This is a genomic window from Canibacter zhuwentaonis, assembly GCF_018531145.1.
Lineage (GTDB): Bacteria > Actinomycetota > Actinomycetes > Actinomycetales > Microbacteriaceae > Canibacter > Canibacter zhuwentaonis.
In genome coordinates this window covers 1-19250 of sequence record NZ_JAHDSZ010000005.1, presented here as the reverse complement: position 1 = coordinate 19250, position 19250 = coordinate 1, and the positions used below count along the sequence as shown (strand labels likewise).

Below are 19250 nucleotides of genomic sequence, written 5' to 3'. Positions count from 1 at the left end.
TTCCCCTAAAATCAGTAGATTATCGTCTTGCGGTTCAAGATCCGCGCGCTCGGAGTACGCAAACTCATCAGACTTTGGAGTTTGCCCCCCCCCCCCCGTACAAATTCATCGTAAACCAGCGTGTGGGTTTCACAGTAGCGCGGATCAGACGGATCAACCCAGGTATAACCGTACTTACCCTTTTCAGTGGGAATAAGCGCCTTGTCTTTGTTATACCAGGTGAGCTGCAAGCGTTGCGCCGCCATCTACTTAGTGCCTCCCCAGGGTGGAATATGAATTGTGTATTCTACAAAATATACCATAAAATCAGCGCCTAATTACCGCGCAAACTAGCACCTCACGAAACGGCACGGCGTAGCCGCGAGGCTTTCTGCTGCCTGGGCGATAATTTATTGAAAGATTCCACACCCGGGTTGCTGAATTTATAAAACTCTGGAATTCTAGATTGTGTGAATAACGTCAATCTGGAGTCGCGTCCCTTGGCGCTAGAAGAACACGCCAAAACACTGAACAAGCTCCGACTCTCAGAGAACCCTTACCGCAGATATCCCCGCAAGAAATAAACACTGATGAAGTTCTGCTCCGCAAGTATAGCCGCAATCATCGTTGCCGCAGGGCTCTTAGCGTTAGGCCCCAAGCACATTCAACCTGGCACGCCCGCCACCGGAGATGCCACACTGACAGCGGCTCTCATCCGCAATCACAAAGCCGGGCAGCACAACCTCACCGCGTTTACAATCAGCGGCGACCAAACAACCTTCGCCGGGCTGGGCAGTGACAAAAACACAGAAGTTGAAATCGGCTCAGTAAGCAAAATGTTCACCGCAGAGCTGCTCCACCAGGAAATTAAGAGCGGAAACCTGCGGCTAAACACCACGGTGGGTGAGCTTATCGAGGCTGGCAATACACCCGTTTCTGCAGTAACACTGCGCGAGCTCATGGATCACACCTCAGGTCTACCCCGCCTAGCCAACAACAACCCGTTCGCTGGCGTGACCAGTGCCTTCACAAGCTCAAACCCCTATCAGGGAGAAACCGTGGCAGATATTGTTCGGGCAGCTACACAATCCAATCTCACAGGCCGCGGCGAACGCAGCTATTCCAACCTGGGCTACGCCCTCTTAGGCCACCTGCTGGAGCGATCCACCGGTAAGCCCTACGCTGAGCTTGTTCGAGAACGCATTTTTTCTCCCGCCAACATGACCGAAACATACGTTATGACTCCGGGTTCTGTGCCCGCAGATGCCCCACGTGGACGCCTCGTGCGCGGCGGGGCTGCCGATCCTTGGGAAATGAGCGGATACGCACCCGCTGGCGGCATCCGCTCAAACGCGCACGATATATCTAAATTTGCGCGCTGGATGATGGATAACGGCGATTTTTCTTACGGCTGGCTTGCTAATTCACCCGAAGACGGCGGCGGATACTGGCACAACGGCGGCACCTACGGCTACTCCACAATGCTGATAATCAACCCCGAAAACAGGCAGGCCGTCTTTGTCAGTAACGACACCCGCATCGGCGTAGAGCCCCTCGCCCGCACCTTAAAAAAAGAGCTGCAATAATGCCTAATTTATCGTTAATACTGGTTGTTATATTCATCGCGCTCACCGCATGGTCTGCGTGGAAATCGTGCCGCTCAACAAAAAGCGCCGCAACACAGCTTTTTAACCTGGCAGTAACGCTTGCAATTACTGCGCTTACTGGAATATTAACCCCCTGGTATGTCTCGGTGCATATTGCCTGGTGGTATCTGCTTGTCGCAGCCACCGCAGCGCACGCGGCAGCGACCGCTTTTAACCTCGGGCGTCGCCGGCAAACTCGCGGCGCGGAATAAAAGTCTAAGCGCAAAATAACTTACGCCGGCACTTCCGTCAGCCCGCAACTACCACTAGCCCGCCGCAGTCGATCGCGTCAGCCCGCTGCCACCGCTAGCCAGCCACAATCGGTCGTATCAGCCCGCAGCAATAGCCGCGTAGCGATCCGCCACCTCCGCAACACTGTTATTGTATGCGACGCTCGGATTATACGCGGCGATCGCCCGAATCCAGTTACCGCCCTCACGCAAATCACCCCCGATTGTGCACAGCAGAGTCGCCGCAGCCAGCGACTGGTCATAAATATTGTCAATGTCGATTTTGCCGTCGCCGTTACTGTCTCGCTTGTATTTTTCCCAGGTTTCAGGCGTAAACTGCATCGGCCCTACCGCGCGATCCCACACCCGGTCGTTGTCGTAGCGCCCCGCGTCAGTGTCGGGCGTTGCAGTAAAACGGCTGCCATCAAGCGCCACGCCAATAATACGCGGATACGCCCGCCCCGTGCTGTCAAGCTGCGCGCCGTCAATTGTGCCGTGCGCGGTCTCAACCTGCCCGATCGCCGCGAGCGTGTTCCACCCGATGCCGCAGTTTGGCTTCTCGTGCTCGAGCGTGAGCGCGGCAGAGGCGTAAGCTTCAAGCGCTGTCACCGAAATATTAGCGGATGCGGCAGTTGCGCGCACCCAGTCGGCATCGGCTTTTTTAACATCCGCCGCAGCGAGTTCAGATTTGGGTAAGGACTCTGCCGGCCCCACCGGCTCGGGCAATATTTTAACCTCTTCAGAGGCCTTTGCCGCCTCTTCTTGCGCGGCTTTTTCCGCCCGCAACTGCGCAATATTAACGAGGGTTATAACACCCACGACTATTACAAGCAGCGCAAGCCCCACAACGCAAACCGTAATCATCTTGCGCACCGCAGGGGTAATAATTGACTCTTTAGGCGGGCGCTCAAAATTAAACCCGGTCGATATCGGCTCGGTTTTAAACTGCACCCCGAGGTGCGTCTCTATCTCAGAGGTTTCAAGCCCGACCCCGTCACGGTTTTTATCATTGCGCAAAACAGTCATCCGCTAAGACTCAAGCCCCAGAGCCTCAGCCGTGGTGCGCATTGCCTCGGCCGTAACCGGCGCGCTGTAGTTTAAACCGAGCTTGTAAGACGGCACAGCATCATTAATCGCCCTGCTCCATTTTTTACCGAAGCTCTCGGGGAAACACTGCTTCAAAACGTTGAGCATCGCGTAAACCGCCACCGAAGCACCGGGTGACGCACCCAAAAGCCCGGCGATGCTGCGGTCTTCGCTCACAATAATCTCCGTGCCAAACTGTAAAACAGCGCCTTTTTCAGGGTCTTTTTTCATAATTTGCACGCGCTGCCCCGCGGTGATCATTTCCCAGTCGTCGGCATCCGCCGCGGGAAAATAGTCGCGCAGGGTTGCAATCTGCTTGTCGCGATCCGCCAGCAACTCAGAAAGCAGGTACTTCTCGAGCTGCCACTGCGTGAGACCCACCTTGAGCAGCGTGCCGATATTGTGCGGTCGGATCGATTTGAACAGCGCCAGCGGTGAGCCGTATTTCAAAAAATTAGTGCTAAACCCGGCGTACGGACCAAACAACAGCTCCTGTTTGCCGTTGATAATGCGCGTGTCGAGGTGCGGCACCGACATCGGCGGCGCACCAACCTTGGCTTTGCCGTAAACCTTGGCGTGGTGGTGTTTCACAACCTCGGGATTGGTACAGCGCAAAAATTTACCGCTTATGGGAAACCCGCCATAGCCTTTAATCTCGGGGATTCTCGCGCTCTGCAGCAGCTCCAGCGCGCCGCCTCCCGCGCCCACAAAAACAAACTTTGCGCGCACTGTTTCACGGCACGTGCCCTGCTTGTTTTTGAGCGTCAACTGCCACACGCCACCTAGCCGCTCAATTTTTGTAACGAAGGTGTTATAGCGCGCAACAGCGCCGTTTGCGATCATTTTCGCGAGCAGCTGCCGGGTTATTTCGCCAAAATTAACGTCAGTGCCCGCCGCTGATCTGGTGGCGGCAACGCGCTGTGATTTATCGCGCCGATCTATTAGCAGCGGCGCCCAATCCGCAATTTCTAACGGATCTTCGCTGTATTCCATATCGGCAAAGAGCGGCTCAGATTTCAGTATTTCATAGCGGCGTTTAAGATAGGAAATATTTTCCGGGGTGTTAACAAAGGTTATGTGCGGCATCGTATTAATAAAGGTTTCGGGGTTGGTGAGCACCCCGTCAGCAACTTTTTTTGACCACCACTGGCGCGACATTTGAAACTGCTCGTTGATGCTGATCGCTTTTTCAGCCGAGAGCCTGCCCGCCGGCCCCTCTGGCATATAGTTCAGCTCGCACAGAGCCGCGTGCCCTGTGCCAGCGTTATTCCAGGCATTACTGCTTTCTGTTGCAGGGTCGGTCTGAGATTCGATAACCCCGATCTTCCATTCGGGTTCAAACTCTTGCAACATAGTGCCGAGAGTCGCGCTCATAATACCGCCGCCAATAAGAGCTACGTCAAGGATATTCTTCACGGTTTAATGTTACTCCTGTTTGATGATACTTATTAACTATGTATATTACCGGCTCTATATACAACAAGAAAACAAAAGTGGTCGGAGAATTTCTCCGACCACTTTTTATTGCCGTGCTACATGGTTGCTGTAACAATTCCGAACGTTGCCCAGGTTAACAGGAACCCAATAACTCCGAAAATAGTCGAGTAGAGCGTCCAGGTGCGCAAACCGTCTTTCACCGAAAGCCCCAGATAACGGGTTACGATCCAGTATCCTGAGTCATTAACGTGCGAGAAGCCAGCCGCGCCAAAGCACATCGCAATCGTAACCAGGCAGGCCTGCAGAGGTGTGTACCCGGCGGCCGCAACCGGTGCGGTAATCAGCCCGGCGGTTGTTAGAATCGCCACGGTTGCCGATCCCTGCGAAATTCGCAGCGCTGCGGCAATTACAAACGCCGCAAGAATAACCGGCATATTGCTCGCAATTAGCGCGTTCGACAGCGCACTGCCAATTCCCGATTTAACGAGCACGTTCGCAAAAACACCGCCCGCGCCGGTTACAAACACGATAATTGCAACCAACGGCAAAGCGCCCTCAAATATTTCAGAACGTTTTTGCGCGTTCCACCCCTGCTGCCGTGATAGCACAATATAGGCAAAAATAACCGCGATTAGCAGCGCCACGGAGGAAGAACCGATAATTCCCGAAACCGTGTTCGCAATAGATTCTTTTGCAATAAGCATTGTGCCCACCGTACCTGCCATAATCAAAGCAATAGGCAGCAGAATCAAAACAGAAACAAGCCCTGCTGAAGGGGCTTTAGGATCCACTCCCACAACAGCGCCTGAACCGATTTTAGGCTGCGCGCCATTTGCCTTAACGGCCCGCGCGGCTGGCGAATCAAGCATCTCGATGCCCTCGAGCTTGAATTTACGCACGGCCAAATACCCGAGCACACAGGTTACCGCGCACAGAGGCAGCGCCACTATGAGCATGAACCCTGAGTCAACTCCCAAAATTTCAGCGGCCGCAACGGGTCCCGGGTGCGGTGGTAGCGCAACGTGCACAATAATCAGCACCGAGGCAACTGGCAGCCCGATTTTTAGCGGATTAATTTTTGCAACCAGCGCGAATCCGAAAATAATCGGCGCAAAAATCAAAAACCCAACGTCAAAAAATACGGGTATTCCCAGCACAAAAGCCGCTACGGTAACCGCGCTAACAACCCTTTTAACACCGAATTTGCCGGTGAAAAATGTTGCCAGCGATTCTGCGCCACGCGCAACCTCAATTGCACGACCGAGCATCGCTCCCAAGCCCACAATAATCATCACCGAGCCGAGGGTTTTACCCATGCCCTCAATCAGCGTTGGCACCGTTTCTGCGAGCGGAATCGGTGTCACAAGAGCCGTGCCGAGCGCAACGATTAACAGCGCCAAATACGCCGGAACTTTTAGCTTAATAACAAGCAGCAACAGCAGCGCAACGGCACCGATAGCAATTCCTAATAACACCTCAACGGGCATCATCTTCTCCTTTTTATAGTAGTTTAGTTTTTGCGCGGGGCAACCACGCGGATAACAGCCGAGTCATCCTGCGCGCCAAGCCCCTGCGCTTCACCCAGTAAGTAAGACTGTGCCGCGGCTGCCGCCAGCGGGGTTGCGAGCTGTGCTCGCTGCGCGGCGGAAAGCACTATTCCCATGTCCTTCACGAAAATATCGAGCCGCGATTTCACCTCGGGAGCTGTTTCATCGTAGGCGTGCAGCATCCGCTCACCCCGATCACCCAGCATAAAGGACGAAGCCGCGCCGGCCATTAGCGCCTGCAGTGCCTGCTCCTGATCGAGCCCGAGCTTATTGGCGAGCGCGAGCGCTTCACCCGCGGCCGCGATGTGCACACCACAGAGCAGCTGGTTTACCGTTTTCATCGCCTGCCCCTTGCCTGGTGTGTCACCAACGCGCACCAGGGTACTGCTCATCGCGTCGAGCACCGGATACGCCCGCTCCCACGCGGCATCACTCGCTCCCACAACCGTCAGTAAATCTCCGTTACCAGCCCGCACCGGACCGCCAGAAACCGGCGCATCAACAAGGTGCACACCCTTTTCGGCGAGCAGCGGATCGGCCCAGGCGATGGCTTCGTCACCGACCGTTGAAATTAGAATCAGTGTTGCGCCCGACTCCATTTGCGGCAGGATCGGATCTGCTCCGGTTAACACCTGCTCGAGCTGCGCCTGGTTGCGCACCGCGAGCAGCACCGTGTCAGCGCCGCTGACCGCCGCGGCTGCCGATTCTGCGGCAACAATCCCATTTTCAATAGCAAGCCGCACCCGCTCGGGCGCTATGTCGTAGCCGCGCACCTCAAAGGTTTTGGCGAGATTGGACGCCATCGGCAGCCCCATAGCGCCGAGCCCAATAACTGCAGTAATCATATTTGTCTCCTTTTCTAACTTACTGAACCTGTTGAATCTGCCACGGGATATGCTGCGCCAGCGGGATTTGTTGCGGATGCAACCGTGCCAATTGCGGTCGCGGCAGTTGCAACCACTGCCGCTGACGCAGTGCCCGCCGCATCCGCCACCGCGCCGCCCGCAGCATCCTGCAACTTAGCAACAACCTCGCTGAGCGAGCTTTCGTCGCCAACATTGCCCGCGAATACGATATACGGTACGTTCGCGGCAACTCCACTCGCACTAACCCAGAGCGAAACAAGCCCCGGCAGCATCGGCCCTATAACCTGCGCGCGCCTGATCTCAAGCCCCAGCGAAGCGGTGTCAGACGAGGTAATACCGCCCTTAGCGATCACAAATTTCGGCGGATTCCGGTGCACAATCTTGTTCACAACCTCGACCATGGCGGCGGATACCCTACGCGCAATCTCAAGGCTACTCTGCCCATCTGTTCCGCGCACAAGCTCGCGACTCGTTGCGATAACAGCTTCCCCATGCCGCAGCGCGTCAGACACGCTCGTCGCCAACTGTACAAGATACTCATCCCTGCCCACGCCCAGCACCCGGCGCACATCTAGCTCAAACCGCGCCAAATCGCACGAGTTTTGCAGGTGCGCAAGCTGCCTGCTCGTAAGCTCAACGTGCGAACCAACAACGATTAACCCGTGCGGCAGTGCTTGCGACTGCGCGTCAAAAATTGCCCGCAGTTGCGCGGCATCACAGGGCGGGGGTGGATCCATCCCCAAACGCGCCCGCACAAATGGCGGCCCGACCCGGTAAATAAAGTTCTTACCCTCTTTTTCTGCCGTGTTGAGCGCCAGCGCGAGACTTCTTAAATCGCTCTCGGTGACGCAGTCGGCAACAATAACCGCGCCGCGCTGGGCACCGCGCAACAGCTCGAGCACCGCCGCGCCGCCGGCGTGCCGCAGCTCGCTGAGCTGAATGCGGATAACATCCGCTGCGGCAACTTTGCCCCGGGTTTTCTCGGCAACCCAGGCGGCAAGATCGCTGTTTTCGTATCCGAAAGTCGCGTCTTGTGCATAGTCGGTCTCACCAACGGGCACGAACTCGCCCGCCTTGTTGGCGGCATAGTGCACGCTATTAACCGTTATTCTACCAGCATCTGGGAAAGCTGGCACGATCACAGTTGCGTCAATTTCTGTTCCGGTATGCTCTCGCACAGCGCCCGCGAGCGTCTCTGGCTCAAGCGGAAAATGCCCGCGCAGCGTAGAATCGCCACGCGACACAAAGCTTATTTTCGTACTGCCCGCAGCGCTGTACGCGGCACGCACAACCTCGCGGTTTATCTGCGCCGCCTCAGCTGGCGCGAGCGAACGCGAATTAGTGAGCACGTAAACGGCGGGCGCTCCCAGCTGAAATGCCCACTCAAAATCTGCGACACTCCACGATGTGAGCACTGGCAGATTAGCAATAGACTGCGTGCCGGTGGGGTCGTCATCAAGCACCACCAGCACCGGCGCGGCGTGTGCTCTGTTTGCCCGGAGCACCGCATCCGCTGAAATATTGCACGCCTCTGACGAGTTCGCGAGTATTTCTTGGAGCTTATAGCCCAACAAAACCTCCTTATTCAGCTCCTAAGTGTTTAACCGTATTCAATTAATCAGTGTATCCAATATTTTAAGTTTCGTCACATTTTGTTCACAATTTAGGGGCGGATCAGCTGCTGCGGTGTGTTGCACCCGCATTTTGAAACGGTGCGCCGCGCAGGGCGCGGGGTACTGTGCAGGGCGCAGCGCAGGGCGCTGTGCACTGCCGCCGCCGCTGCAGGAGCTAAGTCCACCTAGCGGCACGTGCTGAATACGCACCGCGCGATCCAGCACACCTCGCTGCTCTTTGATCCGCCGCCCCCGCGTTATTCAGCACACCTCGCTGTTAGCCGATCCACACCGCCGCGCGCGCCGCAGAGCTATAATTTATAAGTGCTGCGATAAACAAGAAACAGCCGACGAGTCGCAGCGTCGCAGAAAACACAGATGATAGCAATTGACCCCTCAAGCCCCCACAAATACGACCACGTGCACGCCAACGTTAATTCAGGCTGGCTACGCGCGGCAGTTTTTGGGGCGATGGACGGACTAGTTTCTAACATCGGGCTGATCACCGGCATTGCTGCGGCAGGAGCAAACCCCGCAATAATTCTTGCCACCGGCGTTTCTGGGCTGTGCGCAGGGGCGCTTTCTATGGCGCTCGGCGAGTACACCTCTGTAAAGTCGGCTAACGAGCAGCTCGACTCCGAAATCGCTGTGGAAACCGCCGCCCTCGCGCGCAATCCCCGCGGCGAGCAGCTCGAGCTCGCCCGCGAGTTCACAAATCTGGGTATGACCCCGGCAACCGCGGCGCAGGCCGCATATGAAGTACACCAGAACCCCAGTGCGGCACTGAAAATCCACCTCTCCACAGAAATGGGATTGTCTGTGGATAAGCACCCGTCGCCGTGGACAGCGGCTTTATCCTCAATAGCTGCCTTCTCTACGGGCGCAATAATTCCACTGATTCCTTATATAATCGGGCTTAAAACGCTCTTTTGGGCGCTCGGTTTTGGCGCTGCAGGGCTGCTGCTCACCGGCGGTGTTGCCGCGTATTTCACCCGCAAAAACTTTATTCGTGGCGCGCTCAGGCAGCTGGTTTTAGGCGGTATTGCCGTTGGCGCAACATATTTTATTGGTAATCTTTTTGGCATCTCCGAAATGGGGTAACAAATTGCCGCACCAGGTGTCCGCCCCGAGTGCCTCCAGCGCCGATACCAACGTAGTTGCCACCGCTAGCGCAGCCCGCCACGACGCCAGCACAGCAGCACGCAGCAGCGCCACCGCTTGCGCCCGCAGTGCCAGCGCCACGAGCGCCAACACCCACACCGCCGCACAACACCCACACCGCGCCCGGCTAGCAAAACTGCCCGGCTCGCAAAGCTCGCGCGGGCAGATCCGCTAAAAACTAACGCCCGGCAAACTTATCGGTGGCGCGAATCAGAGCGCTTTTAATACCCGGCTCGCCCGATGCGTGGCCAGCATCCGGCACGATCACGAATTCCGCGTGCGGCATCTGCTGGTAAAGATCCCAGGCGGTGCGCGCCGGGGTGCATATATCGTAGCGCCCCTGCACAATCACGGTCGGAATCTCGCTGAGCTTGTGGGCATTGGCGATCAACTGCCCCTCTTCAAACCAGCCGCCGTGCTTAAAATAGTGATTTTCGATGCGCGCAAAAGCAACCGACCATTTTTTATCGGCGCGGGTTGCGGCGATATCTTGCGCGTCCGGGTAAAGCCGCACGGTCGCACTCTCCCATACGCTCCACGCAACCCCTGCCGGAGTGTGCACAGCAGGATCCGGGTCGTTTAGACGCCGGTGGTAAGCCGCCACCAGATCATCGCGCTCGCCCACAGGGATCGCATCCAGATACTCCTGCCAAATCTCGGGAAAAACGTGCGCCGCGCCGCCCTGGTAAAACCAGTCAATTTCGCTCTTGCGCAGTGTGAAAATGCCGCGCAAAACAAGCTCCGTCACCCGCTCGGGGTGGGTTTGCGCGTACGCGAGCGCGAGCGTGGATCCCCACGATCCGCCAAAAACCTGCCACGCGGCAATGCCCAGATGCTCGCGTATTTTCTCAATATCGCTAACCAGGTGCCAGGTTGTGTTTACGCTCATATCGGCAGTCGGCTCGCTGGCGTGCGGCAGTGATCGCCCAGCGCCGCGCTGGTCAAACAGCACAACTCTGTATTTTTGCGGATCGAAAAACCTGCGCATATCGGTTGTGCACCCGCCACCGGGTCCGCCGTGCAGACAAACAACGGGCTTGCCTGCCGGGTTACCAACCTGCTCGTAGTAGATTTCTTGACCGTCACCGACAGCGAGCATTCCGCTGTCGTACGGCTCAATCTCAGGGTAAAAATCTTTGTGCTCACTCATGGTTAATATCGTACGCTGTTTTTATGAGCGTAGTATCAGCTGCAAGCGAGCACAAGATTTCCGCGCCGCCAGATTGACTCCGGAGTAGCTCGACCGGAACAACTCCGGGCTGCACCAACCGGGCTAACCCAGAGTCACACCGTGGCTAGCCTCAGGGTGATTCTCCGTGCCAGCCACGGAAGCTGCGCGGCTGGATTAATTCCAGGGCTGCGCCGCTCCCGGCTCGAAATTACCGAAATAAACCGGCTTAAGCTGCGCATTGTCAAACAGCTGCCGCGTGCGCTTCTGCCTGTTGCGCGGAATCACCGTCACAACAACCCCGTCATTACCGGCGCGACCCGTACGACCGGCACGGTGCAGGTAGCTCTTGTAATCGTCAGGCGGATCAGCCTGCACAACAAGCGCCACATCGTCAACGTGAATACCGCGGGCAGCAACATCGGTTGCAACCAACACCTGGGCTTTGCCCTGCGTAAACCGTTTCAGGTTGCGCTCGCGCTTGGCCTGATTTAGGTTGCCGTGCAGATCAACCGCGCTAATACCCGCGTCTTCGCACATTTCACTGAGCGTCTCAGCGTATGCACGGGTGCGAGTAAACATAATGGTCGGACCCTGCGCGCCGGTGATCAGCTCTGTGAGCACCTCGTTTTTATCTTCGCGCATCACCACGAGCACGTGATGGTCGGTGTTGCCCTGCTGCGCATCCGCTACTTCGTGAACAGCCGGCTCAACCAAAAACTCTTTCACAACTTTTGCAACCTGCGAGTCAAGAGTTGCCGAAAACAGCAGCTTTTGCGCGCCCGGAGCCAGTGACCGCCAGATTCTTTGCACCGGCTCAATAAAACCCAGCTCAGCCATGTGATCGGCCTCGTCGAGCACCGCGATTACAACCTGCCCTGTGTGCAGCTCGCCACGCTCAATAAGATCTTCAATCCGCCCGGGCGTGCCAATCGCAATGTCAATACCGCGCCGCAGCGCCAGCTTTTGGCGCTCAATCGGCGCGCCGCCAACAAGCTGGGTTGTAAACAGACCAACCGCGCGCGCCAGCGGCTGCACTGTGCGATCAATTTGCAAAGCCAGCTCGCGAGTTGGCGCCATAATCAGAGCTTTCGGAGCGCGCCCCGGTGTTTCGTTGCGGCGACGACCCCGCTCCCGCTTTGGTTGCGGCGGATCGGCCTCAAACGCGCCCTCGGCTTTAAGCCGGAGCAAACGCTCTACGAGTGAGGCGCCAAAGGCGATGGTTTTACCAGAGCCGGTGCGACCCCTGCCGAGCACATCGCTGCCCGAAAGCACATCTGGAATAGTTGCTGCCTGAATTGCAAAAGGAGCTGTTGCGCCCATTTTGTGCAGCTCAGCGCAGAGCCTTTCGCCAAGCCCGAGATCGGCGAAAGTTAGCTCGGCAACATCTGCCGCGCTAGTGATTTGCGCTTCTAACTTGTCAAGCACTGTGTCTTCGCGGGGGGTGTATCCGCCCTGCGAGCTGAAACCCTCTGCGCGCGAATCGTAGCCGCGTTTTGGACCGCGATCTGCACGCTCGCCCCGACCTGTGAAGCGATCGCCGCCGCGACGCTCAAAACGATCACCGCCTCTGCCCGCACGCTCAAAACGATCGCGCCTATCGCCACGATCAAACCTACCGCCGCCGCAGTCAAAACCGCGCGCAGCTCCCTCGGCGCGCGGTGCGCGCTCGCCACGCTCTGCACCATCATAGCGATTACCACGGTCAAAACGATCACCGCCTCTGCCTGTACGGTTAAAACCACCGCGCCTATCACTGCGGTCAAAACGACCGCCGCCCGCGCCGCGCTCAAAACGGTCACGCTTGTCACCACGCTCAAAGCGAACCTCACTTGCATCACGCTCAAAGCGAACCGATCCGCCGCGTTCGGCACGATCGCCGCGACCAAAATCACGGTCGTGCTGTTTAAAGTTTTTACGGTCGCCGCGGAAATCGCGTGCTGCACCGTCATCGAATATATGCACTCTGGCACCACTTTTTCTGCTATAAGTACTGTGTCTCGGGACGAAATCTTCTCCGCCGCCTACGCCGAAACCCTGCTGGTTGCGGCTGTTTTTGAATCCTTCTCGAAAATCTTGATCGTGACCGCGATTACCGTGTTTAGATTTTTTGCCCTTTTTAGGAGCGTAATTTTTAGGAGTCTTAAACCCGCGTTTAGGACTGCGTGACATTGTGTGCTCTCGCTTTTCTTGTTTGAAAACGCCACAAAACAAGCAACAAAAATTGCCGCTGCGCCTGTAGCTAGATGAATCAAATACGACGGTTACTAAATAACCTGCCCTGTTAAGGGCATCTGACCGCTTGCGTTTCACCTTGCTACCGCTGCAGCCAACATAACGAGTATAGCACACTTATTTTGAGAGGGCGGATGTGCGCCGCACAAAACTTGCTCGCGCTTGTTTTTTAAACGGATTCGCACCCCCGCAGGTTGGTCACCTATTGAAGGGCACAGGCATGTCACGGTTGAATCCACGCACAGCGTAGGTTGAATCCTTGTCCCACCCGGGTTAGATCCAGACCCCCTGCGGGCTGGATTCGCGCCCCCGCAGATTGGTCGACCGTAGAGGAGCACAGGCGCGCCACAAACACATCACCCGTAACCCCTTACCGCACAGCTCTCGAGCACCAACTACACAGCCCTGGCAGATCCGCGCACCGCATAAAAAGACTAGAAAACCCGCCGCTAGCATGGTATTATAGACGGATACGTCAATTATGTAAGATATTTTGCTGCAAACACAAGCAGCCTAGAGTGTTAAGGGGGGCTCGCATGGGGCGTGGCCGTCAAAAAGCAAAGCACACAAAAGTTGCAAGGCAACTTAAATATTCAACTCCCACAACTGACCTGTCAGAGCTAGAGCGCGAGCTGGCAGCTAAAAACGCGCTCGCGGTAGAAAAAGAGGCTGAACAAGCAGCTGAGAGCGACCCGTGGGAAGAGTACGCCGAAAAATACAACGCGATTGACGATTCCAACTATCCAGAAGATAACGAGAGCTAAAACACACCTCGCAGCCATTCGGTGTTGATTCGCGCGCGTTAAACCGCCGCCGGTCACGGTTTCATCACTTATGCCGCAGAATACTCCCCGACGAGTCGCACAGCGCCGCCCTTAACACCCTTAGCCTCGGTGTCAAACCCGGCGAGATCGCGCGCACCAAAACTCACGTTACCAACCTGCCACGCCGTCAGCTGCTGGCACTCAAGCATCTCTAAAACCTGCGCGGTTTTATCCGCCGCAACAACGGCTGTCATGCCAATTCCCATGTTCCACGCGCCCTCGAGCTGCGGCAGCTCGTATCCGCCCAGCTCAGCCAGATGCTCAAACACAGGCAGCGGACGCCAGCTGGCGCGATCCACCTCACACCAACTACCGCGCGGCAGCACGCGCGCAAGATTAGCAGCTATTCCCCCGCCCGTAACGTGGCTTAGCGCGTGCACAGCCTCCGGCAGCGCCGCAAACACCCGCAACAGCTCCCCCGCATAAAGCGCGGTTGGCGTGAGCAGCACCTCGCCATAGCTGGTGCCCAACTCTGCTGCGTGAGCGGTGTACTGCAGGGCGCGATCCGCCATAATTTTACGCACCAGCGAAAAACCGTTAGAGTGCAGCCCCGACGCGGCCAACGCGATAACTGCGTCACCGTCACGCACCCTGTCGGGCCCGAGCAGCTGATCCGCCTCAACAACCCCAAAAGCCGCGCCCGCCACATCGTACTCGTGCTCGCCCAGCAACCCCGGATGCTCGGCTGTTTCTCCCCCGACAAGCGCTGTTCCGGTGGCCGCGCAGGCGTTTGCAATGCCTGCAACAATGCTCGCGATACGCTCGGGCACAACCTTGCCGCATGCGATGTAATCAGTCATCGCGAGCGGTTTCGCGCCAACCACAACAATATCGTCAACAATCATCGCGACCAGATCCTGCCCGATAGTGTCGTGCTTATCCATAGCCTGCGCGATGGCAACCTTCGTGCCAACCCCGTCTGTTGCGCTCGCAAGCAGCGGGCGCTTGTAGCGCAGCAGCTCCGACGCATCGTAAAGCCCGGCAAACCCACCAACACCACCCAGAACCTCAGCGCCATGAGTGCGGGAAACCGCTTTACGCATAAGCTCAACAGCGAGATCTCCAGCCTTGGTGTCAACACCGGAGTTTGCATAAGGATTATTCTTATTCACACTACAACGATACTGCAAACAAGCAAGCTTGCGCCGATAAACTAACCGCACAGCTTAAAAAATGCGCGCGCCAGCACCGCTAAGACCACTGCGCAATCAAGCACAGCCCGCCGTCGTATCCGCACCGCTAAATTGATTACTCAGCTAAAAAGTGAGAGACTTACAATGGGTATTTATATCGTTCACAAACAAAACAGGAGCACCAGCGTATGTGCGGAATTGTTGGCATAGTCTCTCAAGATCCGGTAAACCAGCAAATTTACGACAGCCTGCTACTGTTGCAACACCGCGGTCAAGACTCAACCGGCATCGCAACCGCCGACGGCACTCGCCTACACACAGTTAAAAAGCAGGGTCAGGTGCGCGAAGCCTACCGCACCCGCGATATGCGCGACCTGCTCGGCAATATCGGGCTCGGGCACGTGCGCTACGCCACCCGCGGCAACGCGCAAACTGTCACCGAGGCGCAGCCCTTCTACGTGAACGCGCCGTACGGCATAATTCTTGTGCACAACGGCAATCTTGTGAACACTCGCGAGCTGACCGCACAAATGTCGGGGGCGGATCACCGCCACCTCAACACCAACAGCGACACCGAGCTACTGCTCAACGTGCTGGCCAACGAACTGTGGCATCGCACAAAAGACACCGACCTCACCGCCGAAATCGCGTTTGACACCGTCGCCAAACTGCACCAGCGAGTTGCCGGGTCATACGCGGCAATCGCACTGATTGCCGGCTACGGTATGCTCGCGTTTCGTGACCCTAACGGGATTCGCCCGCTGGTACTCGGGCATCGCTTGAGCGAAGCCCGGTGCGACGAGTGGATTATCGCGTCAGAATCACTCGTGCTCGAGTCTGGCGGCTACCGGCTAGTGCGCGATATTGCGCCGGGCGAGGCGGTTTTTATCACCTCTGACGGACAGTTGCGCTCACAGCTGTGCTCGCCCGACGCGGTGCCGTACATACCGTGCGCGTTTGAGTACGTGTATTTGGCCCGCCCCGACTCAATTGTAAACGGTATTTCTGTTTACGAGGCGCGGCTACGGCTGGGAAATATGCTCGCCGAGGAGATTAAAAAGCAGCTCGATATTAGCGAAATCGACGTGGTGATGCCGATTCCTGACTCGTCACGGCCGAGCGCAATGCAGGTTGCGGCTAACCTGCAACTGAGCTACCGCGAGGGTTTTTATAAGAACCGCTATGTAGGACGCACTTTTATTATGCCCGGGCAGAAGGAGCGCAAGCGCAGTGTGCGGCAGAAGCTGAACGCGCTCAGCTCGGAGTTCGCCGACAAAACGGTTTTGATTGTTGATGATTCGATCGTGCGCGGCACAACCTCTAAAGAGATAGTTGAGATGGCACGCACTGCGGGCGCTAAAAAGGTGATTTTTGCGAGCGCAGCGCCGCCGGTTATGTATCCGCACGTTTACGGTATTAATATGCCGACGCAGAGCGAGCTGATCGCGCACAATCGTTCTGCTGCTGAGGTTGCGGAGGCAATCGGGGCGGATCGGGTTGTGTACCAGACAGTTAAGGGAATGAACACTGCTATTCTCGCCGGGCAACAGGAGATTACGCAGCTTGAGCAGAGCTGTTTTACCGGGGAATATATTGCCGGTAATGTGAGCGACGAGTATCTCAGCTGGGTTGCTACCAATCAAGAGAGCTAGTTCATAGTTTTGATCCGCTAAAAATACAGGCTGCGGAGGTTATATAGCACAGCACGCGCCCTGGTGGATCGCGTGCAAAAAAGCTACTGCCGCGACTGGGGCGTCTGTTGTGTGCTTGCTTTAGCTATTTATCAGGCTGCTCACCATTGGCGAGATTCGCGTTATTTAGCTGCTTGCTCGGCGCAGCCTGCCCTGCTGGCGGGCTAGCCGGGCGCTTGTCGTCGCTCAGATCACTAACCTCTTTTTTTAGAATCTTCATGGACTGCCCGATGCTTTTAGCCAGCCCGGGGAGTTTTGGAGCACCAAACAAGAGCAGCACAACAACTAATAGAATAATCAGGTGTGTGCCGCTTAAAGCGTTTCCAAACATAGTGTGTCTCCGTTCCTAGTTCTCTCTATTATTTCACACTAGCCTGAACAGCCGTTGCCATGCCGTTTTTGCGCTTAACCGCGAGCGACAGCAACAGGGCGAGCATGGCCGCCAGCAACAGTCCTACGGCTCCTCCGAGCACAGCAGTAAAGCCCACGATTTGCCCGAGCGTGTAGAAACCCTCGGGCTTCACGTCGAACAGCAACGCCACGCCTGCGCCGCACATCGCGCCCATGACCACACCAATAAGCAGCAGCCGTTTAATATGCACAGCACGCTGCACCCGTACCATGACCGGGGTGTTTGGAGTATTTTTGTTACTCTGTTCGCCCGTGCCGCCTGGATTACTTGCGCCTAGATTTCCGCCCGTGTTACTCGCTTCGCCTCCACTATTCGAAACGCTCGGGGTCGAAGCATTGCCACCGCCCAGGAGACTCCTATTCTGCGGGGTATTCCTGCTGCTCTCACCTCTCGGATGCGAGTTTTGCGTGCTGTTTGAATCGCTCATAGCTGTATTAATTATCTCATTCTGCGCTAAGTCTTGCACAAAAACTCGTAGAGAACACGGGTAGCACGGTCGCGAGATCCTCCGCTTTGGATCCAGACGCAAGGATTTTGCCGTCGCGTACCGCCCGCTCCCAGGTGGTTTTGCCACAGCTCAGAGCGAGCCAGGTTAGCGCGTCTGTTTCGACCACGTTTGGTGGTGTGCCCCGTCGGTGCTGACCACCCTGCAGGCACTGGGTCGCGCCGTACGGCGGAACACGCACTTCAACCGCCTCGCCAGGCGCTATGGCGGATAACTCTTGTAGCGAAAACCGCACCGCTGTTGCGAGCGTTTGCGGGCTGATGCCGCTGTTTTGCAGAAATGCTCGAAGCGCGGCGAATCCGCCCGTTTCGCTTATTTTTCTTCGTGCCATCCTGCCTCTACTATAGCCCCCACGGCGTAAGGACGCAACTAAAGCGAAAGTGCAGCTGGCGCATGGGGTGGTGTGTCTTAACTGGCGCGGTTGGTGTGCTTTAACTGGCGCGGACAGCGTTAACACAACACCACCCGCCGGTGTTAGCCAGCCTGCAGGGGGCTGACACCCGAGCGGTCAAACCACCCGCCTGTTGCTTCTGCTTGTGGGTGTTACACGCGAGCCTGTAGCCGTCGGCGTGCCACAATCCCGGCCGCAACACCAACTATCAGTACACCTGCTCCTGTTAGGTATAGCCAGTCGGACGCGACACCTCCGGTGAGTGGTAGTGGTGGTGCTACGGCCATGAATTTGCGTTGTAAACGAACTGTGTGTTGAACTGTTTCGTCCATCATAACCTGTTGCAGTTGATACACCGACGGGGTTTGGCTGGTGAACTCCCAGCCATCAGGGGCTGTTGTGTTGCGTACTGTTACTGTGCAGTTGCTTCCAGCCCATACTATTTTATGTATAACTTGGGGCGCTCCTGCGCCGTTAACAAGCCGAGCATAGTTGAGCCTGTACGTGAAAGTATTGTTATGTTGAAACGGTGTTACGCAGTCGATACTACCCGTCACGGTCACAACACCACTAGCAGGGCGTTCCCCTTCGGGTCTGACAACAAGTGAGACTGTGACCCTTTTGTTTGTGACATTAAAACTTGCTCTTGAAGTGTTATTGTTTTGGTTAGCGTCTGTAAACGTCGCGCTAGTGGTTGCAGTGAAACTACGCCTGTTAGCATCAAAGAACCCTGCTTTGCCTGTAACGGTTACTTTAACGCTGCCTCCGGCTGGAATCTGCGGTATGGTTGCTGTTACCGTGTGACTAGCTGCGTTGTACACCCACCGGGCAGGACACATAGCACCACGCCCTGTAGCCTGGCATGCCGAGTTTACTGTGGCGGCGGTGTTTACAAACCCGTCCTTTGGTAGTTGAATAGTAACGGGTACGTTAAGCGCTGGGTTTCCGCTGGCTTTGATTGTTGATATTACTTGTACTGGTTGGCCTGCGGCTACTGTTGGTGTGGCAGTTGTTTCGGTGGATACTTCGATTGGTATTTTTTCAACCTCCAACCGTATTTGAACAGTACGCTCAGACATGATATTTGATTCTGTTACCACAATAGGTGTATTCGTTTTCCATCTCCAACCAGCAGAAACCATACCCTTGTTAAGAGTTATCACACAATTACTACCCACATCAACCATGTTGTTTAACACTCGATCCCATTTACCGTTTACCCGTTCACTGTATTTCAGAGTAAACATAATATTACGCTTAGTCTGTTGCCCACGAACAGTACACGTAACATCACCTGTCACCACAACAACAACCGTATTAGGAACA

General features: G+C 56.2%; 19 protein-coding genes. 6 read left to right on the top strand and 13 right to left on the bottom strand.

The features are described from left to right. Positions 1-11 precede the first annotated feature (11 nt). Positions 12-245, bottom strand: a complete 234-nt coding sequence (locus KJY78_RS03870; RefSeq protein WP_214337299.1) for a hypothetical protein — start codon at positions 243-245, stop codon at positions 12-14. 324 nt (positions 246-569) lie between these two features. Here KJY78_RS03870 and KJY78_RS03865 point away from each other — a divergent pair, with 324 nt between their 5' ends. Together KJY78_RS03865 and KJY78_RS03860 are read left to right on the top strand one after the other, a co-directional pair. Further along, positions 570-1565 carry a serine hydrolase domain-containing protein gene (locus KJY78_RS03865; RefSeq protein WP_214337298.1) on the top strand — a complete coding sequence of 332 codons (996 nt, stop codon included), beginning with the start codon at positions 570-572 and terminating at the stop codon, positions 1563-1565. Beyond that, positions 1565-1837 carry a hypothetical protein gene (locus KJY78_RS03860; protein ID WP_214337297.1) on the top strand — a complete coding sequence of 91 codons (273 nt, stop codon included), beginning with the start codon at positions 1565-1567 and terminating at the stop codon, positions 1835-1837. The genes KJY78_RS03865 and KJY78_RS03860 overlap by 1 nt, the downstream gene beginning before the upstream one ends. Positions 1838-1954: 117 nt before the next feature. Here the strand turns inward: KJY78_RS03860 and KJY78_RS03855 are convergent, their stop codons facing one another. The 5 genes from KJY78_RS03855 to KJY78_RS03835 all read right to left on the bottom strand — a co-directional run bounded on the left by KJY78_RS03855 (position 1955) and on the right by KJY78_RS03835 (position 8365). Beyond that, entirely contained in the window at positions 1955-2881 is a 927-nt protein-coding gene (locus tag KJY78_RS03855; protein ID WP_214337296.1) for a lytic transglycosylase domain-containing protein, read from the bottom strand. Positions 2882-2884: 3 nt separating this feature from the next. After that, entirely contained in the window at positions 2885-4357 is a 1473-nt protein-coding gene (gene mqo / locus KJY78_RS03850) for a malate dehydrogenase (quinone) (protein ID WP_348771187.1), read from the bottom strand. A gap of 116 nt (positions 4358-4473) precedes the next feature. Beyond that, the gene (locus KJY78_RS03845; protein ID WP_250544165.1) at positions 4474-5868 is read right to left on the bottom strand and encodes a GntP family transporter; all 1395 of its coding nucleotides are present in this window, start codon (positions 5866-5868) and stop codon (positions 4474-4476) included. 20 nt (positions 5869-5888) lie between these two features. After that, the gene (locus KJY78_RS03840) at positions 5889-6770 is read right to left on the bottom strand and encodes an NAD(P)-dependent oxidoreductase (protein ID WP_214337295.1); all 882 of its coding nucleotides are present in this window, start codon (positions 6768-6770) and stop codon (positions 5889-5891) included. Positions 6771-6784: 14 nt separating this feature from the next. Further along, positions 6785-8365, bottom strand: coding sequence for a four-carbon acid sugar kinase family protein (locus tag KJY78_RS03835; RefSeq protein WP_214337294.1), 1581 nt, complete (start codon positions 8363-8365; stop codon positions 6785-6787). Between the two features lie 417 nt (positions 8366-8782). On the opposite strand from KJY78_RS03835, the gene KJY78_RS03830 reads away from it, so the two are divergent. Then, the gene (locus KJY78_RS03830; protein WP_214337293.1) at positions 8783-9505 is read left to right on the top strand and encodes a VIT1/CCC1 transporter family protein; all 723 of its coding nucleotides are present in this window, start codon (positions 8783-8785) and stop codon (positions 9503-9505) included. 16 nt (positions 9506-9521) lie between these two features. Then, positions 9522-9740: a hypothetical protein gene (locus tag KJY78_RS03825; protein ID WP_214337292.1), complete on the top strand. Its 219-nt coding sequence runs from the start codon at positions 9522-9524 to the stop codon at positions 9738-9740. A gap of 3 nt (positions 9741-9743) precedes the next feature. Here the strand turns inward: KJY78_RS03825 and pip are convergent, their stop codons facing one another. After that, positions 9744-10715, bottom strand: a complete 972-nt coding sequence (gene pip, locus KJY78_RS03820) for a prolyl aminopeptidase (RefSeq protein ID WP_214337291.1) — start codon at positions 10713-10715, stop codon at positions 9744-9746. A gap of 195 nt (positions 10716-10910) precedes the next feature. Beyond that, positions 10911-12905 (bottom strand): DEAD/DEAH box helicase, encoded by a 1995-nt coding sequence (locus tag KJY78_RS03815; protein ID WP_214337290.1) that lies wholly within the window; start codon positions 12903-12905, stop codon positions 10911-10913. 599 nt (positions 12906-13504) lie between these two features. Here KJY78_RS03815 and KJY78_RS03810 point away from each other — a divergent pair. Next, positions 13505-13732 carry a DUF3073 domain-containing protein gene (locus KJY78_RS03810; RefSeq protein ID WP_214337289.1) on the top strand — a complete coding sequence of 76 codons (228 nt, stop codon included), beginning with the start codon at positions 13505-13507 and terminating at the stop codon, positions 13730-13732. A gap of 68 nt (positions 13733-13800) precedes the next feature. Here the strand turns inward: KJY78_RS03810 and purM are convergent, their stop codons facing one another. Further along, positions 13801-14904 (bottom strand): phosphoribosylformylglycinamidine cyclo-ligase, encoded by a 1104-nt coding sequence (purM, locus tag KJY78_RS03805; protein WP_214337288.1) that lies wholly within the window; start codon positions 14902-14904, stop codon positions 13801-13803. A 209-nt stretch (positions 14905-15113) separates the two neighbouring features. On the opposite strand from purM, the gene purF reads away from it, so the two are divergent. Next, positions 15114-16577, top strand: coding sequence for an amidophosphoribosyltransferase (purF, locus tag KJY78_RS03800; protein ID WP_214337287.1), 1464 nt, complete (start codon positions 15114-15116; stop codon positions 16575-16577). Positions 16578-16701: 124 nt separating this feature from the next. On the opposite strand, the gene tatA is transcribed toward purF, so the two are convergent. The 4 genes from tatA to KJY78_RS03780 all read right to left on the bottom strand — a co-directional run. Continuing rightward, complete coding sequence (tatA, locus tag KJY78_RS03795; RefSeq protein WP_214337286.1) at positions 16702-16947, bottom strand: twin-arginine translocase TatA/TatE family subunit; 246 nt, start codon at positions 16945-16947, stop codon at positions 16702-16704. A gap of 28 nt (positions 16948-16975) precedes the next feature. Beyond that, positions 16976-17455 (bottom strand): hypothetical protein, encoded by a 480-nt coding sequence (locus tag KJY78_RS03790; RefSeq protein ID WP_214337285.1) that lies wholly within the window; start codon positions 17453-17455, stop codon positions 16976-16978. Positions 17456-17471: 16 nt separating this feature from the next. Beyond that, a complete protein-coding gene (locus KJY78_RS03785) occupies positions 17472-17864 on the bottom strand; it encodes a sterol carrier family protein (protein ID WP_214337284.1) in 393 nt (130 codons plus the stop codon). A gap of 212 nt (positions 17865-18076) precedes the next feature. Continuing rightward, on the bottom strand, positions 18077-19250 hold a 1174-nt coding region (locus KJY78_RS03780), incomplete at its 5' end, for a DUF5979 domain-containing protein (protein WP_214337283.1).